Raw genomic sequence first — 25,993 nt, 5'->3', positions numbered from 1 at the left:
TAAAATCAACTCGTTGCAGATACCCAGTTCACATTTTGGTGAAATGGCTTTATTTCGATCAATATACCCAAGCAACTTCAAGATGCTGGACTCAGAGCGTTGTCATTGATTCGAGGTCAAGGAAAACAACTTGGAACGGCGAGCTCTTTCCAAGTTGTTTGAAGCAGAGATCGAGTCAATGACCCCTCCCTAAGGGCACTCTTTGCAAATAGTAAGGGCCTTGGCTTATATACTTTGTTGTTGATTCTTGATTTAGACCCACTAAACCTTTAAATCGCCGCCGCATCTACAAACCAAGTCATTCTCGCGGAACCAAGCATCTCAAGGTTACTTGGGTATGCAACTTCACCATTATTCCCCATAAAGGTGAAGTTCTTTAGTATAAAAATTCAACACAAAATCACTCTCATTGGTGTTTTCAATGATAATTCACTATAAAAAGTTGAAATAAGCACTCGATAACTCACTAAATTAAAAGCGATTTAGTCTATAAAGTTCAAAAAATGCTATTCAAAACAGAATTCTCTCGTTAGATTGAAGTTAATTCCAAAAAACTACAAAGGAGAGAAGCATGGAAATTATCGTTCGTCCAACCACTGTTGAAGACGCTGCTGCGCTAGTCGAAATTTATTCACAACCAAAAGCACAACGTGAAACCCTGCAACTCCCTAAGCCATCTGTCGCTATGTGGGTCGAACGGTTATCGAAGATACCAGCAGGTGTGTATAGCTATGTCGCAGAGATCGATGGCAAAGTAGTCGGAAATATAGGCTTTCATCACTCACAGCGTCCAAGAACATCACATACCGCATCATTTGGTATTGGTGTTCATGATAAGTACCACGGTTTAGGGGTTGGCAGCGCATTGATCAGCACGGTCACCGAGTTGGCGGATAATTGGTTGAATGTAAGACGCATACATATTGAAGTAAACTCAGACAATGAGGCAGCCATTGGCTTGTACAAAAAACATGGCTTCGAGATAGAAGGCGAGTTTGTCGATGCATCTTTTCGTGATGGTGAGTTTATAAATACTTACAGTATGGCTCGCATCAAAAAACCGAAAAACTAACCAACACTAACGATAAACCTCCCAAAGCACCAATACCCAAGTAACCTAAAGGTGCTTGGGTATAACGCAGCAATTTCCTGGGAGTTTTTATTTACTGGTGAGAACCTAAATCGAGCTCATCGAGGGCGCGTTTGGTGAGTGATTCCGTATAGGGATTAATTTTCCAGTGCTCTGGACTCCATCCTTTCACAAATCGTTGAAAATCAGCCCAACCAAGTGCGAACAATGGTCGCCATTCTTGCTCGACGACGTTGTTATCAAGGTCGGGCTGGTAGTGATTCAGCGCATTCGTTAACGCAGAAAAATAGTTATCTAACACCCAAGACTCCATCTCAGTACACTGACTCGGCTCGATTGCACTGCTCATAAACAACGCAACATCTTTCATCGCACAGCCATGCCCCACGTACTGGAAGTCTACCGCTGCCGCCGCTGAGCCTTGTTCGTTAAAGCAAAAGTTTGCCAGCTTGGCATCACCATGCACTAAGGTTTGAAACCGAGCCTGACGCAACGTTTGGTCAATGCTCTCCGCGCGTTGCTTGAGCCTATTATCTTGTAACGCAACCAATTCATCCGGTCGCGTTTGCAAATGCCAGTAGGTTCCGGTTTGCCAAAGTTCATCATGGCGAACCCCAATATAGCGCGCATGAAAGTTGGCTAACCACGTCAAGCAAGCTTTTAACTGACCTTTGGTCGCGTCTTTGACGACGTTTGGATAACCCGCCAGAGCCAGATCTTCCATCACAATCAACCACTCTGTTTCATTCTGAAAGCACTTCAATCCTTGTGGAATTCGACAACGTTCATCAACAGGTTGGCTGAAGTGCTGATACCAACTCACTTCAACTTGATAAGAATGCAGTTTACGTTGATGCGAGCGGTCTGTATTCCACCCTCTCGGATGTTGTGACGGTCTTGGTAATTTGACGTGTTTTACGATAACGGAACGGTCTGGAAAAGTCAGTCGAACTAACTCCCCATAACCGCCCCATAAAGATTGAATCACATCGATGTGCTCTAAAGTGCCAAGCGCTAGCTCGTCACCGATGTTCTGATAAAGCGGATTATTCATTGGCTCCATTATGCGAGTAAATGTGCCCATTCAGGGTGCGTTGCCATGTATTTAATCACGTATGGGCAAACGGGTACAATGCGATAACCTTGCGCTTCGATCTCTGGTAAAACAGCTTCCATCATCACTTTGCCATACCCCTTCCCTCTTACTTCTTCAGGAATAAGCGTTGAAATGATATGCATCTCTTGCCCATCGAGCTTATAAACCACTTTCGCTTTGTGGTTTTCCTCCAAATCGACCCAAAAAATTTGGCTTGTTGTGTCTTGTGTCACTTTCTGCATTATCCGTGCCCCACTTTTCACTTGTGCTTTATTGAAACTCGCTATGCGACTGCATAGAATGATATCCACGCAATAGTCTAGTAATTTAGTATTACCATAACATAGCGCGAAACGTCTTCTCACATTAGGTACGACAATAATAATGAGAAATATGATGACGAGTGCAAGGGACAATCGTTCGTCTCAGCCAAGCAAAAATGCACCTGAACGTCAGGCAACAACATTAAACAGCACTGATGCAATGGCAATGGTGGAGCACGGTAGTGAAGTGACATTGAATGTTACGACGCCCGTGGGGACTAAGTTCATCACCACCAGCACCTTTATGGGCTGTCATTCCAACAATACCGCGCTAATTGAGATCCCAAATATCTCCGATGACGATTTAAAGTTTTATTTTCAAGAGGGATTTTGGATTAACGTGAAAGCTTATTCACACCGTGGTGAAGGCGCTGTTATTCCTTTTCGAGCACAACTTCAACATCGCCTTGGAGACCCATATCCACTCTTAGTTTTAGGCTTGCCAAATACCATGCAGGTCTACCAATTGAGAAAAGAAGTGCGATATGAAGTGAACTTACGCTCTCGACTCCAGTTTGAACAATTCCGTGCAGAGTGCGAAATTCGAGATCTATCAAAAAGCGGTTGTCGCTTTGTGACTTCACCGATGAGCCGAACACTTCAAGTTGGTGATCTTGTCACGTTGGATATCGCGATGCCCGGGAATGGGCGTATGCTCGCACCACTCAAAGGGCGAATCTGCAACTTACAGAAATCCACACATTATGCGCGATATGGCATGGAGTTTGATGACTTCGGCAAAGCAAATGCAAAGAACCTATTGAGCCATCTTAAATTTGATGGCACGAAACTGAAGCTGAAGGGATAACCCTCCTCAGCACCCAAAACAAAAAGGCACCGATAGTCGGTGCCTTTTGCTTTTCTGCTCAAATTACAATTTGAAGAAGCTTAATTGCTCTTTTTGCTTTTCCGCCAATTTAGACAGCTCGCTGCTTGCACTTGCACTTTGGCTAATACCAGCAACGTTCTGGTTGACCAGTTCAGACATATTGACCACATTACGGTTGATGTCTTGAGTCACCTGAGATTGTTGTTCTGCCGCCGTTGCAACTTGTGTATTTGAGTCGTTGATGTCTGCAACAGACTCTGTAATTCCCACCAACGCTTGGTTCGCTTGATGAGCCAACTCGTTGTTGCGAGACAACATATCTAAGCTCACTTGCATGCTGTCATTCGCCAAACCCGATTGCGCTTGCAGTTCTTCAATGATGGATTGGATCTCTTGTGTTGATTTCTGAGTGCGAGCAGCCAGCATACGAACCTCATCCGCTACGACCGCAAAACCACGTCCGGATTCACCTGCACGAGCGGCTTCAATCGCAGCATTCAGCGCTAACAAATTCGTTTGTTCTGATACACCGCGAATCACCTCAACCACGTTGCTGATTTGCTCAGACTGAGTTTGAAGACGCTGAACCACCTGAGCTGCGTCGTTCAGTGCTTCTGACATCTGTTCACTAGCGTGTGCACTCTCTTTGAAAATGGACAAGCCCGACTTCGCCAAGCCATCAGCTTCACGTGCCGTGGAGTCTGCTGCTGTTGCATTACTGCTTACATTGTCTGCGGTACTTGCCAATTCATTGACTGCCGACGCGACTTGTTCAATCTCGATCAACTCTTGTTGCGCGTTAGCTTCTGCTTGAGTCATCACAGCAGCCAGTTCGGTTGACGCCGAAGCAACCTCTTCACTGATACGCATCAATTGATCTACGGTGCTACGCAATTGTTCTGCGGTTAGGTTTACATCTTGGCTTAGTTTCGCCATTTCGTTTTCACCATCCGCTTCCGCACGCACGTTCAGATTACCCTGGGCAAGCTGACGCATCACACCTTGTAGATTGATGATTGGTGTCACTATCTTGCCAGACAGTAACCATGCACCGATAAGCGTTAGGGCAAACACTGACAGAACCGTGAACGTCGCATTGTCTTGTACACGTAGGTTTTGACGTTCACTTTCTGCCATGCTTTCTGCAGCAACTTCATTAACACGCTTAGACAACGCATTCATTACTGTCACCATGTCGTTACCTGCACGGCGGTATTGAGTGATCATCTCCTCACGCTGATCTGCGCTGAGTAAACCTTGATCGTATTTTGTCACAGCATCAATCACTCGATGTGCTTGCTCGATATATGCATTTACTTTCTCGCGCACATCGTTAGTTTGCGAATGGTAAGCAGGGTTCGCACCAATTTGACTTACCTTATTGTCTATCTCTTTTGCGATGTTGTTGAGCTCATTGATGTAATTTGTGCGACGCTCAGGGATGTACATGGCGTAAATGCCGTTAATTCGAAGGGGATAAACCAAGTTGTCGATTTCTGACAATAGGTCTTTGTATAGAATGACAGACTCGCTATTCTCCGTACTGCGTTTTAACTCTACTTGTAGCTCATTACGTGTGAACCACAGAGCAATAACCACTGCTAACGCCGTTGCCAAAACTGGCAAAAGTACCTGCATTCTGACTGACAGGTTTTTTAATAATTTCTGCATTTCCGAACCAATAAAAAAATAAAAGACGTGGGGGCACGTCAAGTTTTGTAAAATGGGCAGGAATGTTATAGATATCAGTAACTTTCAGCCAACAAATTATGTTTATCGTATTGATAAGCAAGCTCAATAAAATGCTGGAATTATGGATAAAAAAATCCCCAAGCCTTCGCTTAGGGATTCTCGTAATATCAATTGGCGCGGATTGCTTATAGTTTAAAGAAGCTCAATTGCTCTTTCTGTTTCTCAGCAAGGTGAGAAAGCTCTGTACTTGCGCTCGCGCTTTGGCTGATGCCTGCTACGTTTTGGTTTACCAGTTCAGACATGTTAACCACGTTACGGTTGATGTCTTGAGTCACTTGAGATTGCTCTTCTGCGGCAGTCGCAACTTGCGTGTTTGAATCGTTAATGTTTGCAACAGACTCTGTAATGCCAATCAACGCATCGTTCGCTTGTTGTGTCAGCTCGTTGTTGCGGTTAAGCATTTCTAGGCTCACCTGCATGCTGTCGTTTGCAAGACCAGACTGCGCTTGAAGCTCTTCAATAATTGATGAGATTTCTTGCGTTGAGTCTTGAGTGCGCGCTGCCAGCATACGAACTTCGTCTGCTACGACAGCAAAACCACGACCAGATTCACCAGCACGTGCAGCTTCGATCGCTGCGTTCAGTGCGAGAAGGTTAGTTTGCTCAGATACGCCACGAATCACTTCAATCACATCGTTGATTTGAACAGACTGCTCTTTTAGGCGCAATACCACTTGTGCTGCATCGTTCAGTGCTTGAGACATCTGCTCGCTTGCTTGAGCGCTCTCTTGGAAGATCGACAAGCCAGACTGTGCTAGACCATCAGCTTCACGCGCAGTCGCATCTGCAGATGTCGCGTTATCACTCACATTGTTTGCTGTGCTTGCTAGCTCGTTAACCGCTGATGCAACTTGCTCGATTTCAGCCAATTCTTGTTGTGCATTCTCTTCAGCTTGCGTCATTACCGCTGCAAGTTCTGTTGAAGCAGACGCCACTTCTTCACTGATGCGCATCAATTGATCAACCGTATCGTGAAGCTGTTTCGCTGTTTGGTTTACGTCTTTGCTTAGCTGAGAAATTTCGTTGTCGCCATCAATGTCTGCACGCACTGACAGGTCACCACCTGCTAGCTTACGCATCACTTCTTGCAGTTTTTGGATTGGCGTAACAATCATGCCAGATAGGAACCAAGCACCCAGCAAAGAGAACGCAAATACCGCAATCACAGAGATCATTGCGTTGTTTTGTACGCGAGTATGCTCACGAGCGCTTGCTGCAGTTGCTTCAGTCGCAATCTCATTCACACGTTGTGATAGTGCGTTGATGGTTGCCACCATTTCGTTACCAACACGGCGGTAACCTGAGATGAAGTTTGTGTATTCGCTATCAGAAACCAGACCACGATCATGACGGTTGAAGAACTCTACAGCACGTGTTGAGTAATCAATGTATGCATCGATGCTTTGACGTACTTTTTGCGCTTCTTTACTGAACGTGCCGCGCTCATCAACAAGATCAAGATCGATATCAATCGCTTTCGCGCCTGACTTTAGATCAGCAAGGAATGCATCACGACGAGAAGCATCGTAGATCGCGTAAACCGCGCTTATGCGCAATGGGTAAACTTGGTCATCGATTTTCGCTAATGTGTCTTTATAGAACACAAGAGAATCGGAGTTAGAAGCAACCAATTCTTGCTCTGCTTCTAGGTTGTTTTGAGTGATCCACAATGTAATAAACAGAGTGATCGCGGTGAATAAAACTGGAACCAAAACTTGCGTACGTACCGACAAGTTTTTCAGTGATAGCTGCATGAGTAACCTCAGGTATTTGAGTGTTGGCTTCCTTGCGATGGGATTATTCCCAGACGAATAAACAAGGAGGCAAATACTAGAGGTAGATCACACTTTTGTCCAGAACGAAAAGCCATCAATTTCATAACTTTATCGACAATATCCCGTCAAGTGCGACGGGATATTGTCGTTATGACAAGTTATGAAAATTTGTACGATTTTCTATCAATTTTTATGTTAATAAGCGCCTATTTTCTCAACGCATTGAGCTTAGCTTGTGCCAAACCAAAAATAGTATCGATTGGGTATGTGCCTTCATCTGTTGCTTCGCCCGCCGCTTTGCCAGTGAACAGCTCAACAGCCTCAGTAACATGGTCGATTGCCCAGATATGAAAGTCCCCTTTCTCTACCGCTTTAACAATGTCAGAACGAAGCATCAGGTTATGTACGTTTGAGCGCGGAATAATCACCCCTTGTCCATCGTGACGACCTTTAATTTCGCACACATCGTAGAAACCTTCGATCTTCTCATTTACCCCACCGATAGGCTGTGCTTCACCAAATTGGTTCATCGAACCTGTGATAGCAATGTCCTGACGGTTTGGCTGCTTCGAGAATGCCGATACTACCGCACAGAACTCCGCCATACTCGCACTGTCACCGTCAACACCACCATATGATTGCTCGAAAGTAATCGTGGTTGTCAGTGGAACACGTGCCGTCTTACCAAATACAGACGATAGATAAGCCGACAGAATCATCACACCTTTCGAGTGAATGCTGCCGCCAAGATCAACGCTTCGCTCGATATCAATCACGTCGCCATCACCATAACAAGTAGTCGCTGTAATTCGGTTAGGTGCACCGAACATGTGATCGCTGGTGCTCAGCACTGACAATGCATTTACCTGCCCTACCGCAGAACCTTCGGTATGGATCAAAGTCGTGCCGTTGACAAAGGTTTCCATCACGCTGTCTTGCAAACGACTCACTCGCATTTCCTGATTACTCAGCGCCTCTTCTACATGTCCGACACGAATCATATTGGAGTTCGCTTGGCGAGCCACGTAGTTAGACTCACGTAATAGGTTTGCAATGTTGGCAGAGTGCAGTGAAATCTTCGTCTGGTCACCAGACAAACGAGAGCTGTATTCAATGATGCGTGCGATGGCTTTCTTATCGCAATGCAGCATATTATTGTCGTTCACCACGCTTGAAATAAAGCGTGCATATTGTAGTTCTGAATCCGGTGTACGCTTCATCTCATCTTCGAAATCAGCCGTAACACGGAATAGTTCACCAAATTCTGGATCGTAGTGTTGTAGCAATTGGTAAGTGCGGTAATCACCAAACAAGATGATCTTGATATCCAATGGAATCGGTTCAGGATCGAGCGAAACCGCCCCAGTCAACGTCACCTCTTTCTCTAGCGAAGTGAAGCTCAATTGGCGAGAACGCAATGCGCGCTTCAACCCATCCCACACATAAGGTTGCTCCAGCACCTTTTGTGCATCCATCAGCAGCACACCACCGTTCGCTTTGTGTAAGCTACCAGCTCGAATCAAAGAAAAGTCCGTGAACACGGTACCTTTGAACGTCGCCGTTTCAATTGAGCCAAACAGTGAGTGATAGTTTGGGTTTTCTTCCACCACAATAGGGAAATCACAATCTTTACGACTCACCAACACGTTTACTTTGTAGCGGCGTGGAAGCTTCTTATCTAAAGATGCTGTTGCAATCTCACCTTGCTCTCCACTCTGCTCCAAGAAGATCTCTGCATTTTCAACAATGTCTTTTTGCAGATCGGTCAGGTACGTTTTGATTTCTGGGTACTCTGCATAATCCAATTTCAATTGCTTAATGAAATGGGTGATCACATCCAGAGTCACGTCATCGTTGAGTTTTTTGATCTTCTCACTGAACGTGTCTTCCCACTCGGTCAACTCGCGAACCATGTTGCGCAGGCTGATTTCCAATTCATCAATGCTGCTGCCGAAATACTCTTGTTCTTTCTTACTTAGCTCATCGAAAGATTCTTCGGTGTGCAGATCTTCACCGTTCATCGCCACAAATTGGTAATCGCCTTGCGCCGTAATCGTTAGACTAATGCCCTTCTCTTTGGCTTCTTTACTGATACTGTCTAACTCTGATTGCTGCTTATTCGCCAATTGGTTTTTTAGGCGATCGGCACGGCTATAGTACATCTCGTTATCGAAGGCGAGTGGCAATGCGTTAAGCAATTTGCCCATCAGCTTTTCAATATCCACTTTCAGCTTATTACCAATGCCACAAGGCAGCTTAAGCACTTTCGGTATACGCGTATCTTCAAAGTTTGCAACGTAACACCAATCAAATAGTGCCGCAGCATCATGTTGATGACGGTTTAAATAGCGCAGGATCATCGTGCGCTTACCTAGACCATTCTGACCTATGGCGTAGATGTTGTACCCTTTCTCCTTGATTGACATAGCAAACTCAACCGCTTTTTGTGCGCGCTCTTGTCCAACAATTTCGTCAATCGGAGGTAATTCCTTGGTCGACTTACATGGCATATTCTCTAACTCAGCTACAGAATACAGCTGTTTAGCTTCCAATCTTTGTACTGCCATACTTGCCTCCTTTTCTTATTGTCTTTACCTCAGTGTAGAGATTATTTGTTTAAATTTAAGTGATTTATCTTCCACCCCGGTTCGTTTGCACATTTTACGAGCAGCTGTTCTAAGTTTAGAATGCTAATAAGTCGCACTTGCAATTGATAATTAATTTCATTTAATATCTATCCAAATCGAATTTTGTGGAGACGAAGATGAATATTGAGCAATGCTGGATGCGCTACTTGAAAGCAGAGCAATTGATGGAGCAGGGTCACTGGCCTGAAGCCCATCGTCTGTACGAAGATGTGCTCAACCATTTGCCAAATCACATTCACTCCGCTCTTGAAAATGAACAAACTAAGCCATGCCAGTTCGTATGTTTAGTGAGTGGTTTACGCGATGCCAGCGTGGCGCAATCTGAAATCCTAAACAAACTCGGAATGCAGCAAGAAGCGTTCTCGGCTCTTAATCAATCTTATGCGCTACTCCAGTTTTTACAGCTAGAAAGCCACGATTTAATTGGTCGAGTGAGCCAGATGCTCAGCAAACACAGTGAAGATTTGTTGGCTCATATGGCAGCGTTTTGCTCTGCTCAGAGAAATGCAGAGTGGATGATAGAACTCGATCATGTCACTCGTGCTCATGAGCAGTTCTTGTATTTACAAACCATGAGTTCTGCAGAAACCGGAGCGACTCAGCTATATAATTGATCGTTCAAGATAATTGATCATTTGAGCGATAAGGCATAGGAATTTGCCACGGCAAGGCGACAGCATAAAAGTAATAACAACTCGATACACAAGGAAACGTGATGTCCACACAAACCATTCTTTCGGTGAGTAACCTATCTGTCAGTTTTACGACAAACGATGGTATCGTCGATGCAGTAAAGAAGGTGAGCTTTGATCTCAAAGCTGGTGAAACACTGTCTATCGTAGGCGAATCCGGCTCAGGAAAATCAGTATCAACCAATGCGTTGATGAAACTGCTGCCAGACAATGCCATTTTGCACTCAGATTCTTCTATCTTCTTCGAAGGCGAGTCCATACTAGATAAAACCGAACGTCAGATGCAGAGCATCCGCGGCGATCGTATTGGCATGATCTTCCAAGAGCCGATGACCTCACTCAATCCTTACATGCGCGTTGGTATTCAAGTGGCAGAAGCCATTATGTGTCATCGCCCTGTAAGTAAAAAACAAGCCAAAGCAAAAGTACTTGAACTGTTCGATTTGGTGCATCTACCAAATCCTCAACAAGCTTATGATAAGTACCCGCACGAATTTTCAGGCGGTCAGTTGCAACGCATCATGATTGCCATGGCATTGATCAACGAACCCGATATCCTGATTGCTGATGAGCCAACCACTGCGCTCGATGTCACCGTCCAAGCAGAAGTGCTTTATCTGATTAAAGAGATTCAAGCCAAGATGGGCATGGCGATCCTATTTATCACTCATGACTTAGGCGTTGTGAAGCACTTTGCAGACCGAGTATTAGTCATGTGTAAAGGTGAAGTCGTCGAAGAGGGCATCACTGAAGCGCTCTTCTCAGACCCGCAACATGATTACACTAAGATGTTGATTAATTCGATTCCAAAAGGCAGCAAAGACCCAATTGAAGAAGATGCGACTGAACTGCTAAAAGCCGATGACATCCGCGTTAAGTTTCTTGTTAAACCTCACTTCATTGCGAGTAAAAATGAATACTTTGAAGCCGTGAAAGGCATCTCCTTAGCGTTAAAACAAGGAGAGACCCTAGGTATCGTTGGCGAGTCTGGCTCCGGCAAATCAACCCTTGGCCGTGCATTGATTGGCTTACTGCCGTCAACGGGTAAAATTCAGTTCAAAGGGCAAGACCTAGCGCTTCTGACGGACAAAGAACGCTTTGCGCTGAAGAAAGACGTGCAAATGGTTTTCCAAGACCCATACGGTTCGCTTTCGCCTCGTATGACCGTTGGCGAAATCATTACTGAAGGACTAACCGTTCATCAACCTCAAATGAACAAAGCGGAACGAATGCAAAAGGCGCGTGATGTGCTGCGTGAAGTGCGTCTAGATCCAGCATCTATTAACCGTTACCCACACGAGTTTTCTGGCGGTCAGCGTCAACGTATTGCGATTGCGCGCGCATTGATTCTTGAGCCTTCTTTCATTTTGCTTGACGAGCCAACCTCAGCTCTCGACCGCTCTGTTCAGTTAACCGTCATTGATTTGCTAAAAGATCTGCAGAAAAAGCACAATATTGGTTACCTCTTTATCAGCCATGACCTTTCTGTCGTTAAAGCACTCTCTGACCGTGTATTGGTCATGCAAAAGGGTGAGGTAATGGAGCAAGGGACTGCGGAAGAGATCTTCCATAACCCGAAAAGTGATTACACTAGAAAGCTGATTGATGCCTCATTTGATCTTGAAAACAATGAAAATCAACATGATGCTGCTTAGATTAATCACAGTTTCATATTCATACACTAGGATTAAAGTATGGTGAGATTTTCGCCATAACTACGAAAATGGTATAGCTGCCATTCGGTTTGGCCGCCGAGACTGGTTGGTTCAAAGTTAGGCTTAGTCACCCTAACTATCAAATTGAGTTCCCCCAACCATGAAAAATGCCGCGAATGATTTCGCGGCATTTTTTATTGTGTTTCAGATGGTATCTCGCACCTGACTGGCTGCTAGCCTCTGACGCCAAGGAAAACAACTTAGCGTCAGGTCGTTAGCCTTTAAATATCGAGTGCCGTAATGCCCATGTTATGTAACGCAAACGCGTAAACATCCGTGGTCAGGTCGATTTGTTTACTCAAAGGCATACCCGCGCCATGTCCAGCGTTAACATCAATACGAATCAATACTGGATTGTCTCCCTGATGCTTGTCTTGCAACTCTGCGATGAATTTGTATGAGTGTGCAGGTACCACACGGTCATCGTGGTCTGCGGTCGTGACAAGCGTCGCAGGGTACGACTCACCCTCTTTCACGTTGTGTACGGGTGAATAACCGAGTAGATACTTGAACATAGCCTCAGTTTGCTCTGACGTGCCGTAGTCGTACTTCCAGCCTTCACCAGACGTAAAGGTGTGGTAGCGAAGCATATCCAATACACCAACCGCAGGAATCGCGACTTTAAACAGCTCTGGACGCTGAGTCATACACGCACCAACTAACAAGCCGCCATTTGAGCCCCCACGAATCGCAAGACGCTCTGAACTGGTGTAGTTCTTCTCAATCAAATATTCCGCTGCGGCAATAAAGTCATCAAACACATTTTGCTTTTGTTGTTGAGTACCTGCATTGTGCCAAGCTTTGCCATACTCACCGCCACCACGCATGTTTGCCACCGCGTAGATGCCGCCCAGTTCTAGCCAGTTCGCAACATTTCCCGAGAACATCGGCGTCAAACTGATATTAAAACCACCGTAGCCATACAGCATGGTTGGTGCGCTACCATCGAGTTTGGTGCCTTTTTTGTAAGAGATGATCATCGGTACTTGCGTGCCATCTTTCGAGGTATAGAACACTTGTTGAGATTCGTATTCTTGACGGTCAAACGGCGCTTTTGATTCTTGGTAAAGCGCTGAACCACCACTTTCTACATCAAAAGAGAAGATGGTTGGAGGGGTCACGTAGTTAGTAAAAGTATAATAAAGCGTCTTGTCTTCTGCTTTGCCTTGTAAGCCATATACGGTGCCTTGATCGGGTAGAGTGACTTCGCGTACCAACTCCCCCTGATAAGTAAACTGCTGAACCTTGGAGAGAACATCAACCATGTAAGTGGCAAACAAATAACCACCACCTTTGCTGATATCCAGTGGTTGTTCCTGCTCGGCTATGATCTCTGTCCATTGTTGAGATTGAGTGTTGTAGCCAACCACCTTGCCGTTTGGCGCATCCAAATTGGTGTAAAAGATCAATGTGTCATCTTGGTTATCGATAAGATAAGTGTCACCTTCGACAGTATCTTGAAGCGTACTCACTGCTTGCTCTTCTGAAGTAAGATCGACATAAAACAGTCTGTTTCCTGATGTCGATTCTGCACCAGTGATAATCAAGAAACGATCATCTTTGGTTGTCACTCCTCCTACATAACGGTGCTTTTGTGACTCCAATGCACCAAAGATCACTTTGTCTTCAGATTGTGATGTGCCTAGCTCATGGTAGTAAAGCTTGTGCTGCTCAGTGCGCGCTGAAAGCTCACTGCCTTTTGGTTTGTCATAACTTGCATAATAAAAGCCTTTGTTGCCAAGCCAAGAAATCGTAGTGAACTTAGCATCTACGATTTCAGGCTCAAGTTGCTCTTTCGTTTCGACGTCAATGACAAAGATCTTACGCCAATCACTACCACCCTCAGAAATTGAATAGGCGACAAGAGTGTCGTCATTAGAGAACTTCACTTCCCCAAGCGATGTCGTTCCTTCCTCTGAAAACGTGTTTGGATCGAGAAAGATTTCCGCTTCTTCATCCCCTTTACGGCGGTATAAAACGCTCTGGTTTTGCAAACCGTCATTTTTATAGAAGTAGGTATAGTCACCATGAACAAAAGGTTGAGAATACTTTTCATAGTTCTGACTGTTCGCCACTAGTTCACGAATTTGTTGACGGAAAGGAATCTGACCTAAGTAATCGAAGGTGATTGAGTTTTGTCCTGAAACCCACTCTGCGGTTTCTTGGCTCAAATCGTCTTCCAGCCAACGATATGGGTCTGCGATGTCGTGACCAAAATAAGTGTCGACGACAGAATCTTTACGAGTTTTTGGGTAATGCATAACGTCCGTGTTACTCCATTTGAAGTTAAGTGTTTTAGTTTTATTATTTTATTGAGATTTATTCTCAATACCTACCTTAGGGTTCAGGTACAGAATTTCAACCAATAGATTGAAACATTTCTTATATTTATGAACCGACTAAAAGTAATGTGAGATAGTGAGATATCGCTCTCGAATGTGTTCTATTAAAAGCTTCACTTTGTTAGGCGGTTGACGAGTAAAAGGGTAAACCGCGTAGATACCTAGCTTTTTACCAACCAATTCTGGGAAGATATCCACCAACTCCCCACTACGAATGTCATGATAAACCAAGCAACGCGGTACGTAGGCAATGCCGTGCCCACCCAAAGCTGCTTTTCGTAATGCGGTAGCGTTATCTGTCGAGAAACATCCAGAGACTCTAACGATGTAATCGCCATCTTTGCCTTTGAACTGCCAATCCGTTGCCCCCGTGGTTTGATAGGCGTATTGCAAGCAGTTGTGTGTCGTTAAATCGATCGGTTCGATCGGTTTACCATGTTTAGCAATGTAAGAAGGAGAAGCACATACTACCCATTGAGAGTCCAGAATATGCCTCGCAATCAGACTGGAATCTTCCAAGTAGCCGGTACGAATTACCAAGTCAAAACCACCAGCAACCAAGTCGACAAAGCGGTTATCAAGCGACATATCCACTGTTAAACCAGGATGCATATTACAAAACTCTGCAACCGCGTCCGCTAGAATCAAATCACCGGAGATAGTCGGCACCGACATTTTAATATGACCACTGACATTCTCACCAAAGCCTGAAACTGCATCCATAGCCTCCTGAGTGGCTTGCTTCACATTTTTAGCACTATGTAACAAAACCTTTCCCGCTTCGGTCAGGGTCAATTTACGCGTTGTTCGATATAATAGCTGAGCGCCAATTTCTTCTTCCAATCGAGCAATTCTTTTACTAACTACCGAATTTGTAAGGTTATTTTCTTCAGCCACCTTACTAAAGCTGCCCATTTCTACTACCTGAGAGAATAGGATTAGGTCGTCTGCACGCATCGATTATGTCACTTTTGGAATAAATTAATTTCATTATTTCCCTATATCTATAAAAAATAAAGGGGTAAATTCACGCCAAATTAACAAAACCATTACAACAAAAATCATCTCTACAGCATAAAGCCGTTCGAGAAGTCAGCGTACGAGGATGTACCAATGAGTGAAACCCTACTTGCCCTTGTGGCGTTTTCGCCAATTGTTGTCGCCGCCATATTATTGGTTGGTCTCAACTGGCCTGCTAAAAAAGCCATGCCTGTTGCGTTCGGTCTAACCGTCGCTATCGCCCTAATGTTTTGGGATATGTCAGCTACTCGCGTACTGGCCTCTGTATTCCAAGGGTTAGGAATTACTGTCTCTGTTCTATGGATCGTGTTCGGTGCCATCTTCTTGCTCAACACTTTAAAACATACCGGAGCGATCACGACTATCCGCAATGGATTTACTGATATTTCGGCAGACCGTCGAGTGCAAGCCATCATCATCGCTTGGTGTTTTGGTTCATTCATTGAGGGTGCATCGGGCTTCGGTACACCTGCAGCCATCGCAGCGCCACTATTGGTTGCGATTGGTTTCCCTGCTCTTGCAGCGGTATTGATGGGCATGATGATCCAATCAACACCAGTATCATTTGGCGCGGTTGGTACACCAATCATCGTGGGTGTGAATAAAGGTCTAGATACACACAACATTGGTGAAGCACTTGTCGCACACGGTTCAACGTGGGATGCCTACCTGCAACAAATCACCGCAAGTGTGGCAATGATTCACGCGACCGTTGGCACGCTAATTCCTGTACTAATGGCAATGATGCTGACTCGCTTCTTCGGTAAAAACAAGAGCTGGAGCGAAGGTCTAGACATTCTGCCATTTGCACTATTTGCTGGTGTTGCTTTCACCGTTCCTTACGCACTTACAGGCGTGTTCTTGGGGGCAGAGTTCCCATCACTCATTGGTGGTCTAGTGGGTCTAGCCATTGTGGTTACCGCGGCGAAGAAAGGCTTCCTTGTTCCAAAAACAAAATGGGATTTCGAAACCGAAGATAAATGGCCAGCAGAATGGCTCGGCTCTCTAAAGATCAATCTGGATGACAACCCAGGCAAACCAATGAGTCTGACCAAAGCATGGGCTCCATACGTACTACTAGCGATTATCCTCGTAGCAAGCCGTGTGAGCCCTGAGTTCAAAGGTCTACTTAAGAGCGTAAGCCTTTCGTTTGGTAATATTCTTGGCGAGACAGGCATCAGCACAGCGATTCAACCTCTATACCTTCCTGGTGGCATCCTAGTCTTCGTAGCATTGCTTGCGGTTCTTCTACAAGGTGGTGGTGCGAAATCATTGGGTAAAGCGTTTGGCGAATCGAGTAAGACGTTAATTGGTGCAGGTTTTGTTCTTGTGTTCACCATTCCTATGGTTCGCATCTTCATTAACTCAGGTGTCAACGGTGCAGATCTCGCAAGTATGCCAGTAACCACGGCAAACTTCGCGGCAGACCTAGTTGGCTCAGCATTCCCGGCGTTGAGTGCTACCGTTGGTGCCCTTGGTGCATTCATCGCCGGCTCTAACACAGTGTCGAACATGATGTTCAGCCAATTCCAGTTCGAAGTAGCACAGACACTGACCATCTCAAGTGCCATTGTCGTGGCTCTACAAGCGGTAGGCGCAGCTGCGGGTAACATGATTGCTATCCACAACGTGGTTGCTGCATCCGCAACCGTTGGCCTGTTAGGACGCGAAGGTGCAACGCTACGTAAGACGGTAATTCCAACGTTCTACTACCTCGTGGTAACTGGCATCATCGGTCTGATTCTAATTTACGGTTTCCAAATCACCGACGCTTTAATGAATTAATAATACATGCAGGGCTTCCCCCGCCCTGCTCTTTCTCTGGTACATCGGTCTGCACTACTACCCCGACACTTTTGGTGTGGCTTGCTGCATCAATCCCCCGACCGGTGTACCAGTCTTTTTCAGTGCAGATAATTGATTGTTCAGTGTATGGAATCCACCACAGCTCAATCACTTATCTATACTCTATTCTGACGTCGACTGCCGAAAGGATGGCAGTCAGTGGAACACTGACAGAGCAGGTGCTCATTGACTCAGGACGCAATCTTAGAATAACAGCCAGGACACACTATTATGATTATCTCTGCTTCTACAGATTACCGCGCTGCTGCTAAAGCCAAGCTGCCTCCATTTCTTTTCCATTACATTGATGGTGGTTCATACGACGAGCGCACGCTGAAACGCAACACCGATGATTTAGGTGATGTTGCGTTGCGACAACGTGTTCTGCGTGACATGAGCGATCTAAGCCTAGAGACTGAGATCTTCGGTGAGAAACTTGCTATGCCAATCGCACTTGCTCCTGTTGGTCTTACTGGTATGTACGCAAGACGTGGCGAAGTACAAGCCGCGAAAGCCGCAGAAAAGAAAGGCATTCCTTTCACCATGTCAACGGTATCCGTTTGTCCTATTGAAGAAGTCGCACCTGCGATCGAACGCCCAATGTGGTTCCAACTGTATGTTCTAAAAGACCGAGGCTTTATGAAGAACGTACTTGAGCGCGCGAAAGCGGCAGGTGTAACGACACTGGTTTTCACCGTAGATATGCCAGTTCCAGGTGCTCGTTACCGTGACATGCACTCTGGTATGAGTGGTCCAAATGCAGCGATGCGCCGAGTATTCCAAGCCATGCGCCATCCAAGCTGGGCACTGGATGTCGGTGTATTAGGTAAACCTCACGACTTAGGGAACATTTCTACTTACCGTGGCGAACCAACGAAGCTGGAAGATTACATTGGCTGGCTCGGTGCAAACTTTGATCCTTCGATTTCTTGGAAAGATCTAGAGTGGATTCGTGACTTTTGGGACGGACCAATGGTCATCAAAGGCATCCTAGACGAAGAAGATGCAAAAGACGCAGTTCGCTTCGGTGCAGACGGTATCGTTGTATCCAACCACGGTGGGCGTCAACTTGACGGTGTCCTTTCGACAGCGAAAGCTCTGCCTAGCATCGCAGATGCAGTAAAAGGTGACCTAAAGATTTTCGTCGACTCCGGTATCCGCACTGGTCTGGATGTCGTTCGTATGTTGGCGCTTGGTGCTGACTGTACATTGCTTGGTCGCTCTTTTGTTTACGCTCTAGCGGCACAAGGCGGTGCGGGTGTTGAAAACTTGCTTGATTTGTATGACAAAGAGATGCGCGTAGCGATGACACTCACTGGCGCAAAAACTATCGCCGATCTGTCGCGTGATTCTTTGGTGAAGATTCCATAGACCTTGCCGACTCTCCCCCTAACAAAAAAGCGAGCTCAATAAGCTCGCTTTTTTTAGAAATTTGAATTAGCGGACGTGATGTTCGTATTCAATCACCACTTGGTTGCCTTCAATAAAAACGTTACGAATGTCGCCGTCTACGGTCACTCTGTTTTGTAAGTAAACCGAACCAGAACCCGATACATCGCGTTCGGTCATTGATGGGATAACTTGTCCGGGACGAACGTGCAATTGCTCACATAACTGCTTAACAAAGCCCAAAGTCAACGGTGCGTTACCGCGTAACAACGAAGAGAACTCATGTAGACTTAAACCTAGACGTTTTGCCATCTCCATTTGGGTAAGGTGCATTTTTGCTTTTTGCGACATCCAAATGTCGTAGAGCGCATTTCGGTCTAGCTCTGTAAATTCCATGGTTCATCTCCGCATTTCAAAGTGACCTTAAAGTCTCATATTTAAATGTGATAAATGTTAGCGATGAGTCAAAGAACCTACAATTGATGGTTCGTATGGTAGTGCTTATCTTTCAATCTACGAGTTCTATCACATCTCATAGGTTGATTTACTCATACTTTACATTTCGTCATACCTATCATCATCTTGAATTAATATAAAAGTCATTAATGGCAATGTAAACAGCAAAACATCCCTGTTACAACACAACGAGACTTTGTCACTTTCGTTCCGCCTCATCATTTTTCTAGGGCGAATTGGTAAATTCTGCTACCTTTCCCCCATTGTTCTATAAAAAGAAACTTTACTTATGCCACAGTGGTTTACAGAACTTCAAACTTACGTCATGGCTAACCACCAAGATTGGAGCAGCAGCGTTTTATTTATCACGATAGCCAGCTTCTTTGCTTGGATTGCTTGGCGTGTCTTGCATTCGCGCCTCGCGATTCTTGTAGAGAAAACCCCCTTCCATTGGGATGACCTTTTATTAGAAGCGTTAAAAACCCCCGTCAGCACACTCATTTGGTGTTGGCCCGCTACGGTATCAATCGGCATTGTTTTGCAAAGTGAGTTAGGCAACGAGTTCAACTGGCTTAGCACACTCAAACTCATCCTAGTGATCAGCATATTAGTTTGGATAGTGATGCGTCTTATCACTAATGTTGAAGACTATGTACTGGAACAGAAAACTCGTGATGAAACCACGGTGCAAGCGATCGCCAAAGTCGCGCGCCTGTTCTTCATCGTGATTGGTGTGCTTACCGTCATGCAAGCATTCGGGCTTAGCCTTTCTGGTTTGCTAACCTTTGGTGGCGTCGGTGGTTTGATTGTCGGTTTAGCAGCAAAAGACTTACTGTCCAACTTCTTTGGCGGCTTAATGATTTACTTCGATCGCCCATTTAAAGTTGGCGATTGGATTCGCTCGCCAGATCGTAAAATCGAAGGCACTGTTGAACGTATTGGATGGCGCATGACCAGTATCCGTACTTTCGATAAAAGACCGCTCTATGTACCAAACTCAGTGTTCAGCAATATCGTCGTAGAAAACCCATCGCGCATGCTAAATAGACGCATCTTTGAAACGATAGGATTACGTTATGATGATGCAGAAAAAGTACCCGTCATCATCGATGCAGTACGTGAAATGCTACAAAACCACAAAGATATTGATACGCGTCAAACGCTGATTGTGAACTTTGATTCGTTTGGAGCTTCCTCACTGAACTTCTTCATTTACACCTTCACTAAAACGGTGAACTGGGTGCGTTACCATGAAGTGAAGCAAGATGTGTTACTGCAAGTAATGGCGATCATTAAAGAACACGAAGCGGACATCGCATTCCCAACTCAAACGCTCAAACTCGATCCAATTCAAATGGCGAAAGCACAAGCGCAAGAAGATCAAGGCTACTAGCGATTGCAGACTGCCATCATCTAACGATGGCTTATCAAATAAGGACCAAGCCCCGGACGTTATGCTGGGGCTTTCTTTTTATCTATAGGGCAAGTTCGAGCAACTATTGTTAAAAAGTGTAGGAATTGGATAAGCTAGCTTCTAGCTCAAGCGAATGAAAAGGACAGCGCAGTGAATTTAAGACAATTGGAAGTCTTTTACGCCATCATGCAAACCGGAACCGTTTCTGGTGCCGCGCGCTTATTGCATGTATCGCAACCCAATGTCACTCGGGTACTTGCCCATACGGAGCAACAACTTAGCTTTGCCCTGTTTGAGCGTGTCAAAGGTCGCTTAATACCAACCCAAGAAGCCAAAGCCCTACTGCCAGAAGCAGAGAAAGTCTACCAACAGCTTGGGCAATTTCGTTCTCTCACCAATAAGGTGAAACAAGGCACTCAGCACTTGAGAGTTGGGGCGCCGCCTGTCTTGGCTTCACAACTGCTTGCTCCAACCATTGCGACCTTGTCTAAGCAGCAAGACATCTCATTTGAACTATTAACGGCAAACCGCGATGAACTTTGCTCAGGCTTACTTAAACACGAATTGGATGTGGCGATTGCCTTTGGTGAAGAAGCCCCACCCGCAATTTTGAGTGAGGTTTTACTCAAGCAGCAACTTGTCCTGATTGCGCCTAAATTGGCACTCAGTTCGACCGAAGACACAATGTCGTTTGATGATTTGATTCAGCACGAATTGCCAATCATCGGCTTGGACAGTCGAGACCCACTCGGTTTGTTGCTTCATCAAACACTCTCGGCACGCGACGAACATTATCACCACGCAATCACAGTACGCAGTTACGCCGCTGCTGCTGAACTGGTCAAACACCATGCCGGCTTTGCGATTGTCGATCCATGGACATCAAAACAGTATCAAGATGATGAATCGGTAAGCGTGCGCTCACTTTCTCCTGCGCTGTCATTTTCAATCTCTATCATGTTTGCGGAACATACACCGCAATCCATTTCGACCAAGCTTTTTATTGATTCACTTAAGCAACATGTGAATCAGTAAGTTAGCACTCACCTTACCCTATAACCTCAAGTTATAGACGCACAACAAATAGGCATTCGGCTTCCCTCTTCAAACTGGCTACATTGTTTGAAAACGCCATTACTTGAACGTATTGGTTAAAAACGTCTTGTTTGAAAACGTACTGTTTAAAAACATACAGAATGACAGAGGGAACCATCATGCAAATTGCTCAACCTTACTTACTTTTTCTTGGTGACGTCACCGATCCATTAGCCGCAAAAACTGCGCGCGGTATCCATCAATGGCGCCCAGAGATTTGCTTAGGGCAGCTTCGTCTTACGTCAGAAACCGTTTCATTAGGTTTAACCGATATGACGCTGCAACAGGCTCAGCAGCAAGGCGCAAAAACGCTCGTCATCGGCACAGCAAACCCTGGTGGTGTTATTCCTGAATCATGGCAAGCGACGTTACTAGAAGCGGCGGAAATGGGGTTTGAAATCGCCTCAGGTATGCACCAACGTCTTTCTGAATTCGCTCCTTTAGATGACTTACAACAACGTGGCTTAGCCAAGTTACACGATGTACGCCATTACGATGCCTCGCTCAAAGTGGGCAATGGTAAAGCGCGCTCGGGGAAACGCTTACTAACGGTTGGCACCGACTGCTCGGTTGGTAAGATGTTCTCTGCCCTCGCGATTGAGAAAGCTTTACAGCAATCTGGTTGTAACGCTGAGTTCAAAGCCACAGGTCAAACGGGCATCTTAGTCGCGGGCAGTGGTATTTCGATTGATGCTGTTGTCGCGGACTTTATCTCTGGTGCGGTGGAAGCCATCAGCCCTGAGTTCACAGACCATGAATGGGACATCATTGAAGGACAAGGCTCGTTGTTCAATCCTTCTTTTGCGGGCGTGAGTTTAGGCTTGCTTCACGGCGCACAAGCGGACGCTTTGGTATTGTGTCACGAGATCGGTCGCCCACACATTCGCAACCTTCCCCATGCGAAATTGCCAACGATTGAACAAACCATCGAGGCAAATTTACAAGCAGCACGTTTAACAAACCCTGACACACAACTTGTTGGAATCTGCTTGAATACCTCTGCAATCAGTGAAGATGATGCCGCACAGCTTTGCCAAGAATGGACGGAGAAATACCAAGTGTCCGTAACCGATCCTGTGCGTTTTGGCGTAGAGCAAATTGCTCAACAGATTATTGCGATTTAAGTTGCGATTTAAGGATTGTAGATGCGATGAAAATCCATGTAGAGCCCGTCACCATTGCGATGGCGACGCCTTTTCGTATATCCCGTGGCAGCAGAACTGAATGTCACGTGGTGCGCGTAACCGTAGAACAAAGTGGCATCAGTGCCCAAGGTGAATGTACGCCTTACCCTCGTTACGGCGAGTCGGTGAAATCGGTGATCAAAGCCATTTCTCAAGCCGCTCATGAACTGCAAGGTTTGTTTGCCAAAGGTGACGCGAACATAGTCTCCCTCAGAGAAAAACTACAAACTCTTCTCCCTGCCGGTGCGGCACGTAATGCGCTCGACTGCGCGATGTGGAACTTACAAGCCAAACTCGCAGGCAAGCAACATGCCCAAGATCTATTTGAATTGCCGGCATCGATTGTCACTGCGATGACCGTGTCGATTAACACGCCAGAGGCAATGGCAAACCAGACCCGCAGCTACATCGAACAAGGCGCAAAACTACTTAAAGTGAAGCTCGATGGCGAACAAGTGATTGAACGCGTTCGCGCTGTTCGTGAGGCGGCAGGCGACGCGATGATCGTGCTGGATGCAAACGAAGCATGGCAAGAGCTGGATTTAGACGCCACGTTTGCCGCGTTAACGCCACTGAATATTGCGATGATTGAGCAGCCTTTACCCTCGAATGACGATGATAAGATAAAAGACATTTCGCACCCAATTCCACTTTGTGCCGATGAAAGTTGCCATACACGCCAACAATTGCATGAATTGGTAGGCAAATACGAAATGGTCAACATCAAACTCGACAAGACAGGTGGTCTTACCGAAGCCTTATTGCTTGCAGAAGAAGCGAAACACCTTGGTTTTACCTTGATGTCCGGTTGCATGTTAGGCACTTCATTGGCGATGCGTGCAGCGCTACCCATCGCGGTCCAATCGAAAGTGGTTGATTTAGATGGTCCGATTTTACTGGGTCAGGATATTGAGCCCGCTTTGGTATATCGAGAAGGAGAAATCGTTCTGTAAAGAAGCGATGATAACCCCATCACCGATTTCATGACCTAGATTAAAAAACAATCACCATCAGCATGAAATAAGTCACATAAATTACGAGGTTATTACGGCATGCTAACACGGTAGTAACCTCTAATGCGCTTTTTCAGCAAGGTGGTGGTTGTATGTATAGAGTCATCCGAAAAATGACATGGAAGACGAACAGGCGGTAAACCCGCCCTACTCCAATGCAGTTCGTACCTGATATCAGGTTTGCTTTGGAACCGTTGATTTGCCGATAACGGCTCACTCGGTTTCGCACGTCATTTGCAAGGAGGCTCTATGCCTATCAATAAGATCCGCAACGTCGCCTTTGTCGGTCAAACGGGTACCGGCAAAACCACACTGATAGAAAAACTGCTCTACACCTGCCAAGCCACTAGCCATTTAGGGTGTGTGGAAAAAGGCGATACGGTGACCGATTTCGATCAGCAATCCATCCAATATCAACACAGTATCGAAGCCACGCCAGTCGCCCTCAGTTGGAACAAGCACCGCCTCAATATCATCGACACTCCCGGACAAAGTGAATTACTCGGACGCACACTCAGCGTGTTCCCTGCCGTTGAAACTTCCGCGTTGATCATCGACCCACAAATGCCCATCAACCAAACTTCTGACCGCTTGTTCGCCTTTGCTAAAGAGCAGCAAAAGTGCCAGATGATCATCATCAACAAGCTCGACAATCACGGCAACCAACTTGAAGCCGTGATGGAAAATATCATCGAACACTTTGGTGATAATTGCTTACCAATCAACTTACCTTCAGCCGATGCTCAATCGGTGGTGGATTGCTATTTCGAACCAGAGATCGAACGCGACACTTTGCTCGCTAAAGTCGAAGAAGCGCATGAAACCTTAATAGACCAAGTGATTGAAGTCGATGAAGAGCTGATGGAACTGTATCTCGAACAAGGCTCAGAACTGACTGCAGAACAGCTGCATGATCCGTTTGAAGAAGCATTGAGAACCGGACACGTAATTCCAATCTGCTTTGTGTCGTCCGAAACAGGCGCGGGGGTAGAACTACTGCTGAGAACCCTAGCGGAAATCATGCCGATGCCAAATGAAGGCAACCCACCGCTGTTGGAGAAAAACGGCAAGAAGGTAAAAGTAAACTGTGAAGCACTTGAGCACAGCGTGGCGCATGTGTACAAGATCAGCGTCGATCCTTACATGGGTAAACTAGCCTATTTGCGTGTTTACCAAGGTGAAATCAACGCAGGTAGCCAACTCTACATTGGGGAAAGCAACAAAGCGTTCAAAGTTGGTCATCTTTACCAGTTGCAAGGCAAAGACAGAACGGAGATCCCAAGGGCGCTTGCCGGCGATTTCTGTGTGCTCGCCAAAGTGGATGAGTTGGAATTTGATTCCATTGTTCATGACTCTCATGAAGAAGATGGCGTACAACTCAAAACCCTCAACTTCCCAGATTCGATGTACTCACTGTGCCTCAAGCCCGTTAAGCGTGGCGACGAGCAAAAGCTTGGGGATGTGCTGAATAAAATCGCCAGCGAAGATCCTTCTCTTCGAATCGAACATCGTGCACGCACCAATGAAACCATCATCAGCGGTCAGGGTGAATTCCACCTCAAAGTCGCGCTTGAGAAAATGTCTGCGGTCTACAAACTGGAAGTGGAAACCAGCCAGCCAAGCGTCGAATACTTTGAGACCATAACCAAACCAGCAGAAGGCCACTATCGTCATAAGAAACAAAGCGGCGGCGCGGGTCAATTTGGTGAGGTGCAATTAAAAGTACGCCCACTCGAACGTGGTGCGGGCTTCAAGTTCATTAATAAAGTGGTTGGCGGCGCGATTCCTACTGCACTAATCCCTGCAGTGGAAAAAGGCATTGTTCAGGCATTGGAAGAAGGGGCGATTTCTGGCAACCCAATCAAAGATGTCGAAGTGACCGTTTACGATGGTAAATACCACTCGGTTGACTCGAAAGAAATCGCGTTTGTCATCGCAGGTAAGAAAGCCTTCTTAGATGCGATCAACAATGCAGACCCGATAGTGCTCGAACCGATTGTACAAATGGAGCTTCATATTCCAACCGCAAACGTGGGTGATGTATCCGGCGACTTATCCGGTAATCGCGGACTAATTGAAGGAACAGAGCCTATCGACGCAAACTTCACCATGTTAAGAGCCAAGTCTCCAGTCAACGAACTGCAAGATTATGCTCGTCGTCTGCGCTCAATTACTGGCGGTGAAGGTAGCTTTAACATGACGCTCAGCCACTACGAACCTGCTCCTCCAGCAGTGCAAAAACAAGTGTGTAATGAAGCAACACAACAAAATTAACCTCTCTTATTTATCCCCTAAAAAAGCAAACGCCCTCGAAA

19 protein-coding genes are annotated in these 25,993 nt (G+C 45.8%); 11 read left to right on the top strand and 8 right to left on the bottom strand.

Annotation, left to right across the window (positions count from 1 at the left end):
• Window positions 1-571: 571 nt before the first annotated feature.
• Window positions 572-1,072, top strand: a complete 501-nt coding sequence (locus tag OH463_RS06340; protein ID WP_005452898.1) for a GNAT family N-acetyltransferase — start codon at window positions 572-574, stop codon at window positions 1,070-1,072.
• A gap of 91 nt (window positions 1,073-1,163) precedes the next feature.
• Here OH463_RS06340 and OH463_RS06335 read toward each other — a convergent pair whose 3' ends face one another.
• Together OH463_RS06335 and OH463_RS06330 are read right to left on the bottom strand one after the other, a co-directional pair.
• Window positions 1,164-2,153 carry a phosphotransferase gene (locus tag OH463_RS06335; RefSeq protein ID WP_269990921.1) on the bottom strand — a complete coding sequence of 330 codons (990 nt, stop codon included), beginning with the start codon at window positions 2,151-2,153 and terminating at the stop codon, window positions 1,164-1,166.
• Window positions 2,153-2,428, bottom strand: coding sequence for a GNAT family N-acetyltransferase (locus OH463_RS06330; protein ID WP_009701951.1), 276 nt, complete (start codon window positions 2,426-2,428; stop codon window positions 2,153-2,155). Before OH463_RS06330 ends, OH463_RS06335 begins: the two co-directional genes overlap by 1 nt.
• 142 nt (window positions 2,429-2,570) lie before the next feature.
• Here OH463_RS06330 and OH463_RS06325 point away from each other — a divergent pair, with 142 nt between their 5' ends.
• Complete coding sequence (locus tag OH463_RS06325) at window positions 2,571-3,317, top strand: flagellar brake protein (RefSeq protein WP_017189597.1); 747 nt, start codon at window positions 2,571-2,573, stop codon at window positions 3,315-3,317.
• Window positions 3,318-3,380: 63 nt separating this feature from the next.
• On the opposite strand, the gene OH463_RS06320 is transcribed toward OH463_RS06325, so the two are convergent.
• The 3 genes from OH463_RS06320 to OH463_RS06310 form a co-directional block, all read right to left on the bottom strand.
• Window positions 3,381-5,009 carry a methyl-accepting chemotaxis protein gene (locus tag OH463_RS06320; protein ID WP_053052340.1) on the bottom strand — a complete coding sequence of 543 codons (1,629 nt, stop codon included), beginning with the start codon at window positions 5,007-5,009 and terminating at the stop codon, window positions 3,381-3,383.
• A 206-nt stretch (window positions 5,010-5,215) separates the two neighbouring features.
• Entirely contained in the window at window positions 5,216-6,844 is a 1,629-nt protein-coding gene (locus OH463_RS06315) for a methyl-accepting chemotaxis protein (protein ID WP_269990906.1), read from the bottom strand.
• Between the two features lie 227 nt (window positions 6,845-7,071).
• Window positions 7,072-9,432 (bottom strand): Lon protease family protein, encoded by a 2,361-nt coding sequence (locus OH463_RS06310; RefSeq protein ID WP_047514125.1) that lies wholly within the window; start codon window positions 9,430-9,432, stop codon window positions 7,072-7,074.
• A gap of 197 nt (window positions 9,433-9,629) precedes the next feature.
• On the opposite strand from OH463_RS06310, the gene OH463_RS06305 reads away from it, so the two are divergent.
• Window positions 9,630-10,127 carry a hypothetical protein gene (locus OH463_RS06305; protein ID WP_005452911.1) on the top strand — a complete coding sequence of 166 codons (498 nt, stop codon included), beginning with the start codon at window positions 9,630-9,632 and terminating at the stop codon, window positions 10,125-10,127.
• A gap of 101 nt (window positions 10,128-10,228) precedes the next feature.
• Window positions 10,229-11,860, top strand: coding sequence for an ABC transporter ATP-binding protein (locus OH463_RS06300; protein WP_005452912.1), 1,632 nt, complete (start codon window positions 10,229-10,231; stop codon window positions 11,858-11,860).
• Between the two features lie 281 nt (window positions 11,861-12,141).
• Here OH463_RS06300 and OH463_RS06295 read toward each other — a convergent pair whose 3' ends face one another.
• Entirely contained in the window at window positions 12,142-14,181 is a 2,040-nt protein-coding gene (locus tag OH463_RS06295; RefSeq protein WP_017818495.1) for a prolyl oligopeptidase family serine peptidase, read from the bottom strand.
• A 138-nt stretch (window positions 14,182-14,319) separates the two neighbouring features.
• A complete protein-coding gene (locus tag OH463_RS06290; protein WP_005452914.1) occupies window positions 14,320-15,219 on the bottom strand; it encodes a LysR family transcriptional regulator in 900 nt (299 codons plus the stop codon).
• A 156-nt stretch (window positions 15,220-15,375) separates the two neighbouring features.
• On the opposite strand from OH463_RS06290, the gene OH463_RS06285 reads away from it, so the two are divergent.
• Window positions 15,376-17,067, top strand: a complete 1,692-nt coding sequence (locus OH463_RS06285) for an L-lactate permease (protein WP_269990905.1) — start codon at window positions 15,376-15,378, stop codon at window positions 17,065-17,067.
• Window positions 17,068-17,358: 291 nt separating this feature from the next.
• The gene (lldD, locus tag OH463_RS06280; RefSeq protein ID WP_005452916.1) at window positions 17,359-18,498 is read left to right on the top strand and encodes an FMN-dependent L-lactate dehydrogenase LldD; all 1,140 of its coding nucleotides are present in this window, start codon (window positions 17,359-17,361) and stop codon (window positions 18,496-18,498) included.
• Window positions 18,499-18,564: 66 nt separating this feature from the next.
• Here lldD and OH463_RS06275 read toward each other — a convergent pair whose 3' ends face one another.
• On the bottom strand, window positions 18,565-18,912 hold the full coding sequence (locus OH463_RS06275; RefSeq protein WP_005452917.1) for a helix-turn-helix domain-containing protein: 348 nt from the start codon (window positions 18,910-18,912) through the stop codon (window positions 18,565-18,567).
• Window positions 18,913-19,261: 349 nt separating this feature from the next.
• Between OH463_RS06275 and OH463_RS06270 the strand changes: the two genes are divergently transcribed.
• From OH463_RS06270 to fusA, 5 genes are all read left to right on the top strand, one after another.
• Window positions 19,262-20,365, top strand: coding sequence for a mechanosensitive ion channel family protein (locus tag OH463_RS06270; RefSeq protein ID WP_009703553.1), 1,104 nt, complete (start codon window positions 19,262-19,264; stop codon window positions 20,363-20,365).
• Between the two features lie 171 nt (window positions 20,366-20,536).
• Window positions 20,537-21,421: a LysR family transcriptional regulator gene (locus OH463_RS06265; RefSeq protein ID WP_269990904.1), complete on the top strand. Its 885-nt coding sequence runs from the start codon at window positions 20,537-20,539 to the stop codon at window positions 21,419-21,421.
• Window positions 21,422-21,600: 179 nt separating this feature from the next.
• Complete coding sequence (gene dgcN, locus OH463_RS06260; RefSeq protein ID WP_269990903.1) at window positions 21,601-22,605, top strand: N-acetyltransferase DgcN; 1,005 nt, start codon at window positions 21,601-21,603, stop codon at window positions 22,603-22,605.
• Window positions 22,606-22,631: 26 nt separating this feature from the next.
• On the top strand, window positions 22,632-23,618 hold the full coding sequence (gene dgcA / locus OH463_RS06255; RefSeq protein ID WP_269990902.1) for an N-acetyl-D-Glu racemase DgcA: 987 nt from the start codon (window positions 22,632-22,634) through the stop codon (window positions 23,616-23,618).
• Between the two features lie 309 nt (window positions 23,619-23,927).
• Entirely contained in the window at window positions 23,928-25,952 is a 2,025-nt protein-coding gene (gene fusA, locus OH463_RS06250) for an elongation factor G (protein WP_009703549.1), read from the top strand.
• Window positions 25,953-25,993: the final 41 nt, after the last annotated feature.

Origin of the sequence: Vibrio sp. NFR, from assembly GCF_027587095.1 — a bacterium.
In the GTDB taxonomy this organism is placed as follows: domain Bacteria; phylum Pseudomonadota; class Gammaproteobacteria; order Enterobacterales; family Vibrionaceae; genus Vibrio; species Vibrio harveyi.
This window is presented reverse-complemented; position numbering and strand designations above follow the sequence as displayed.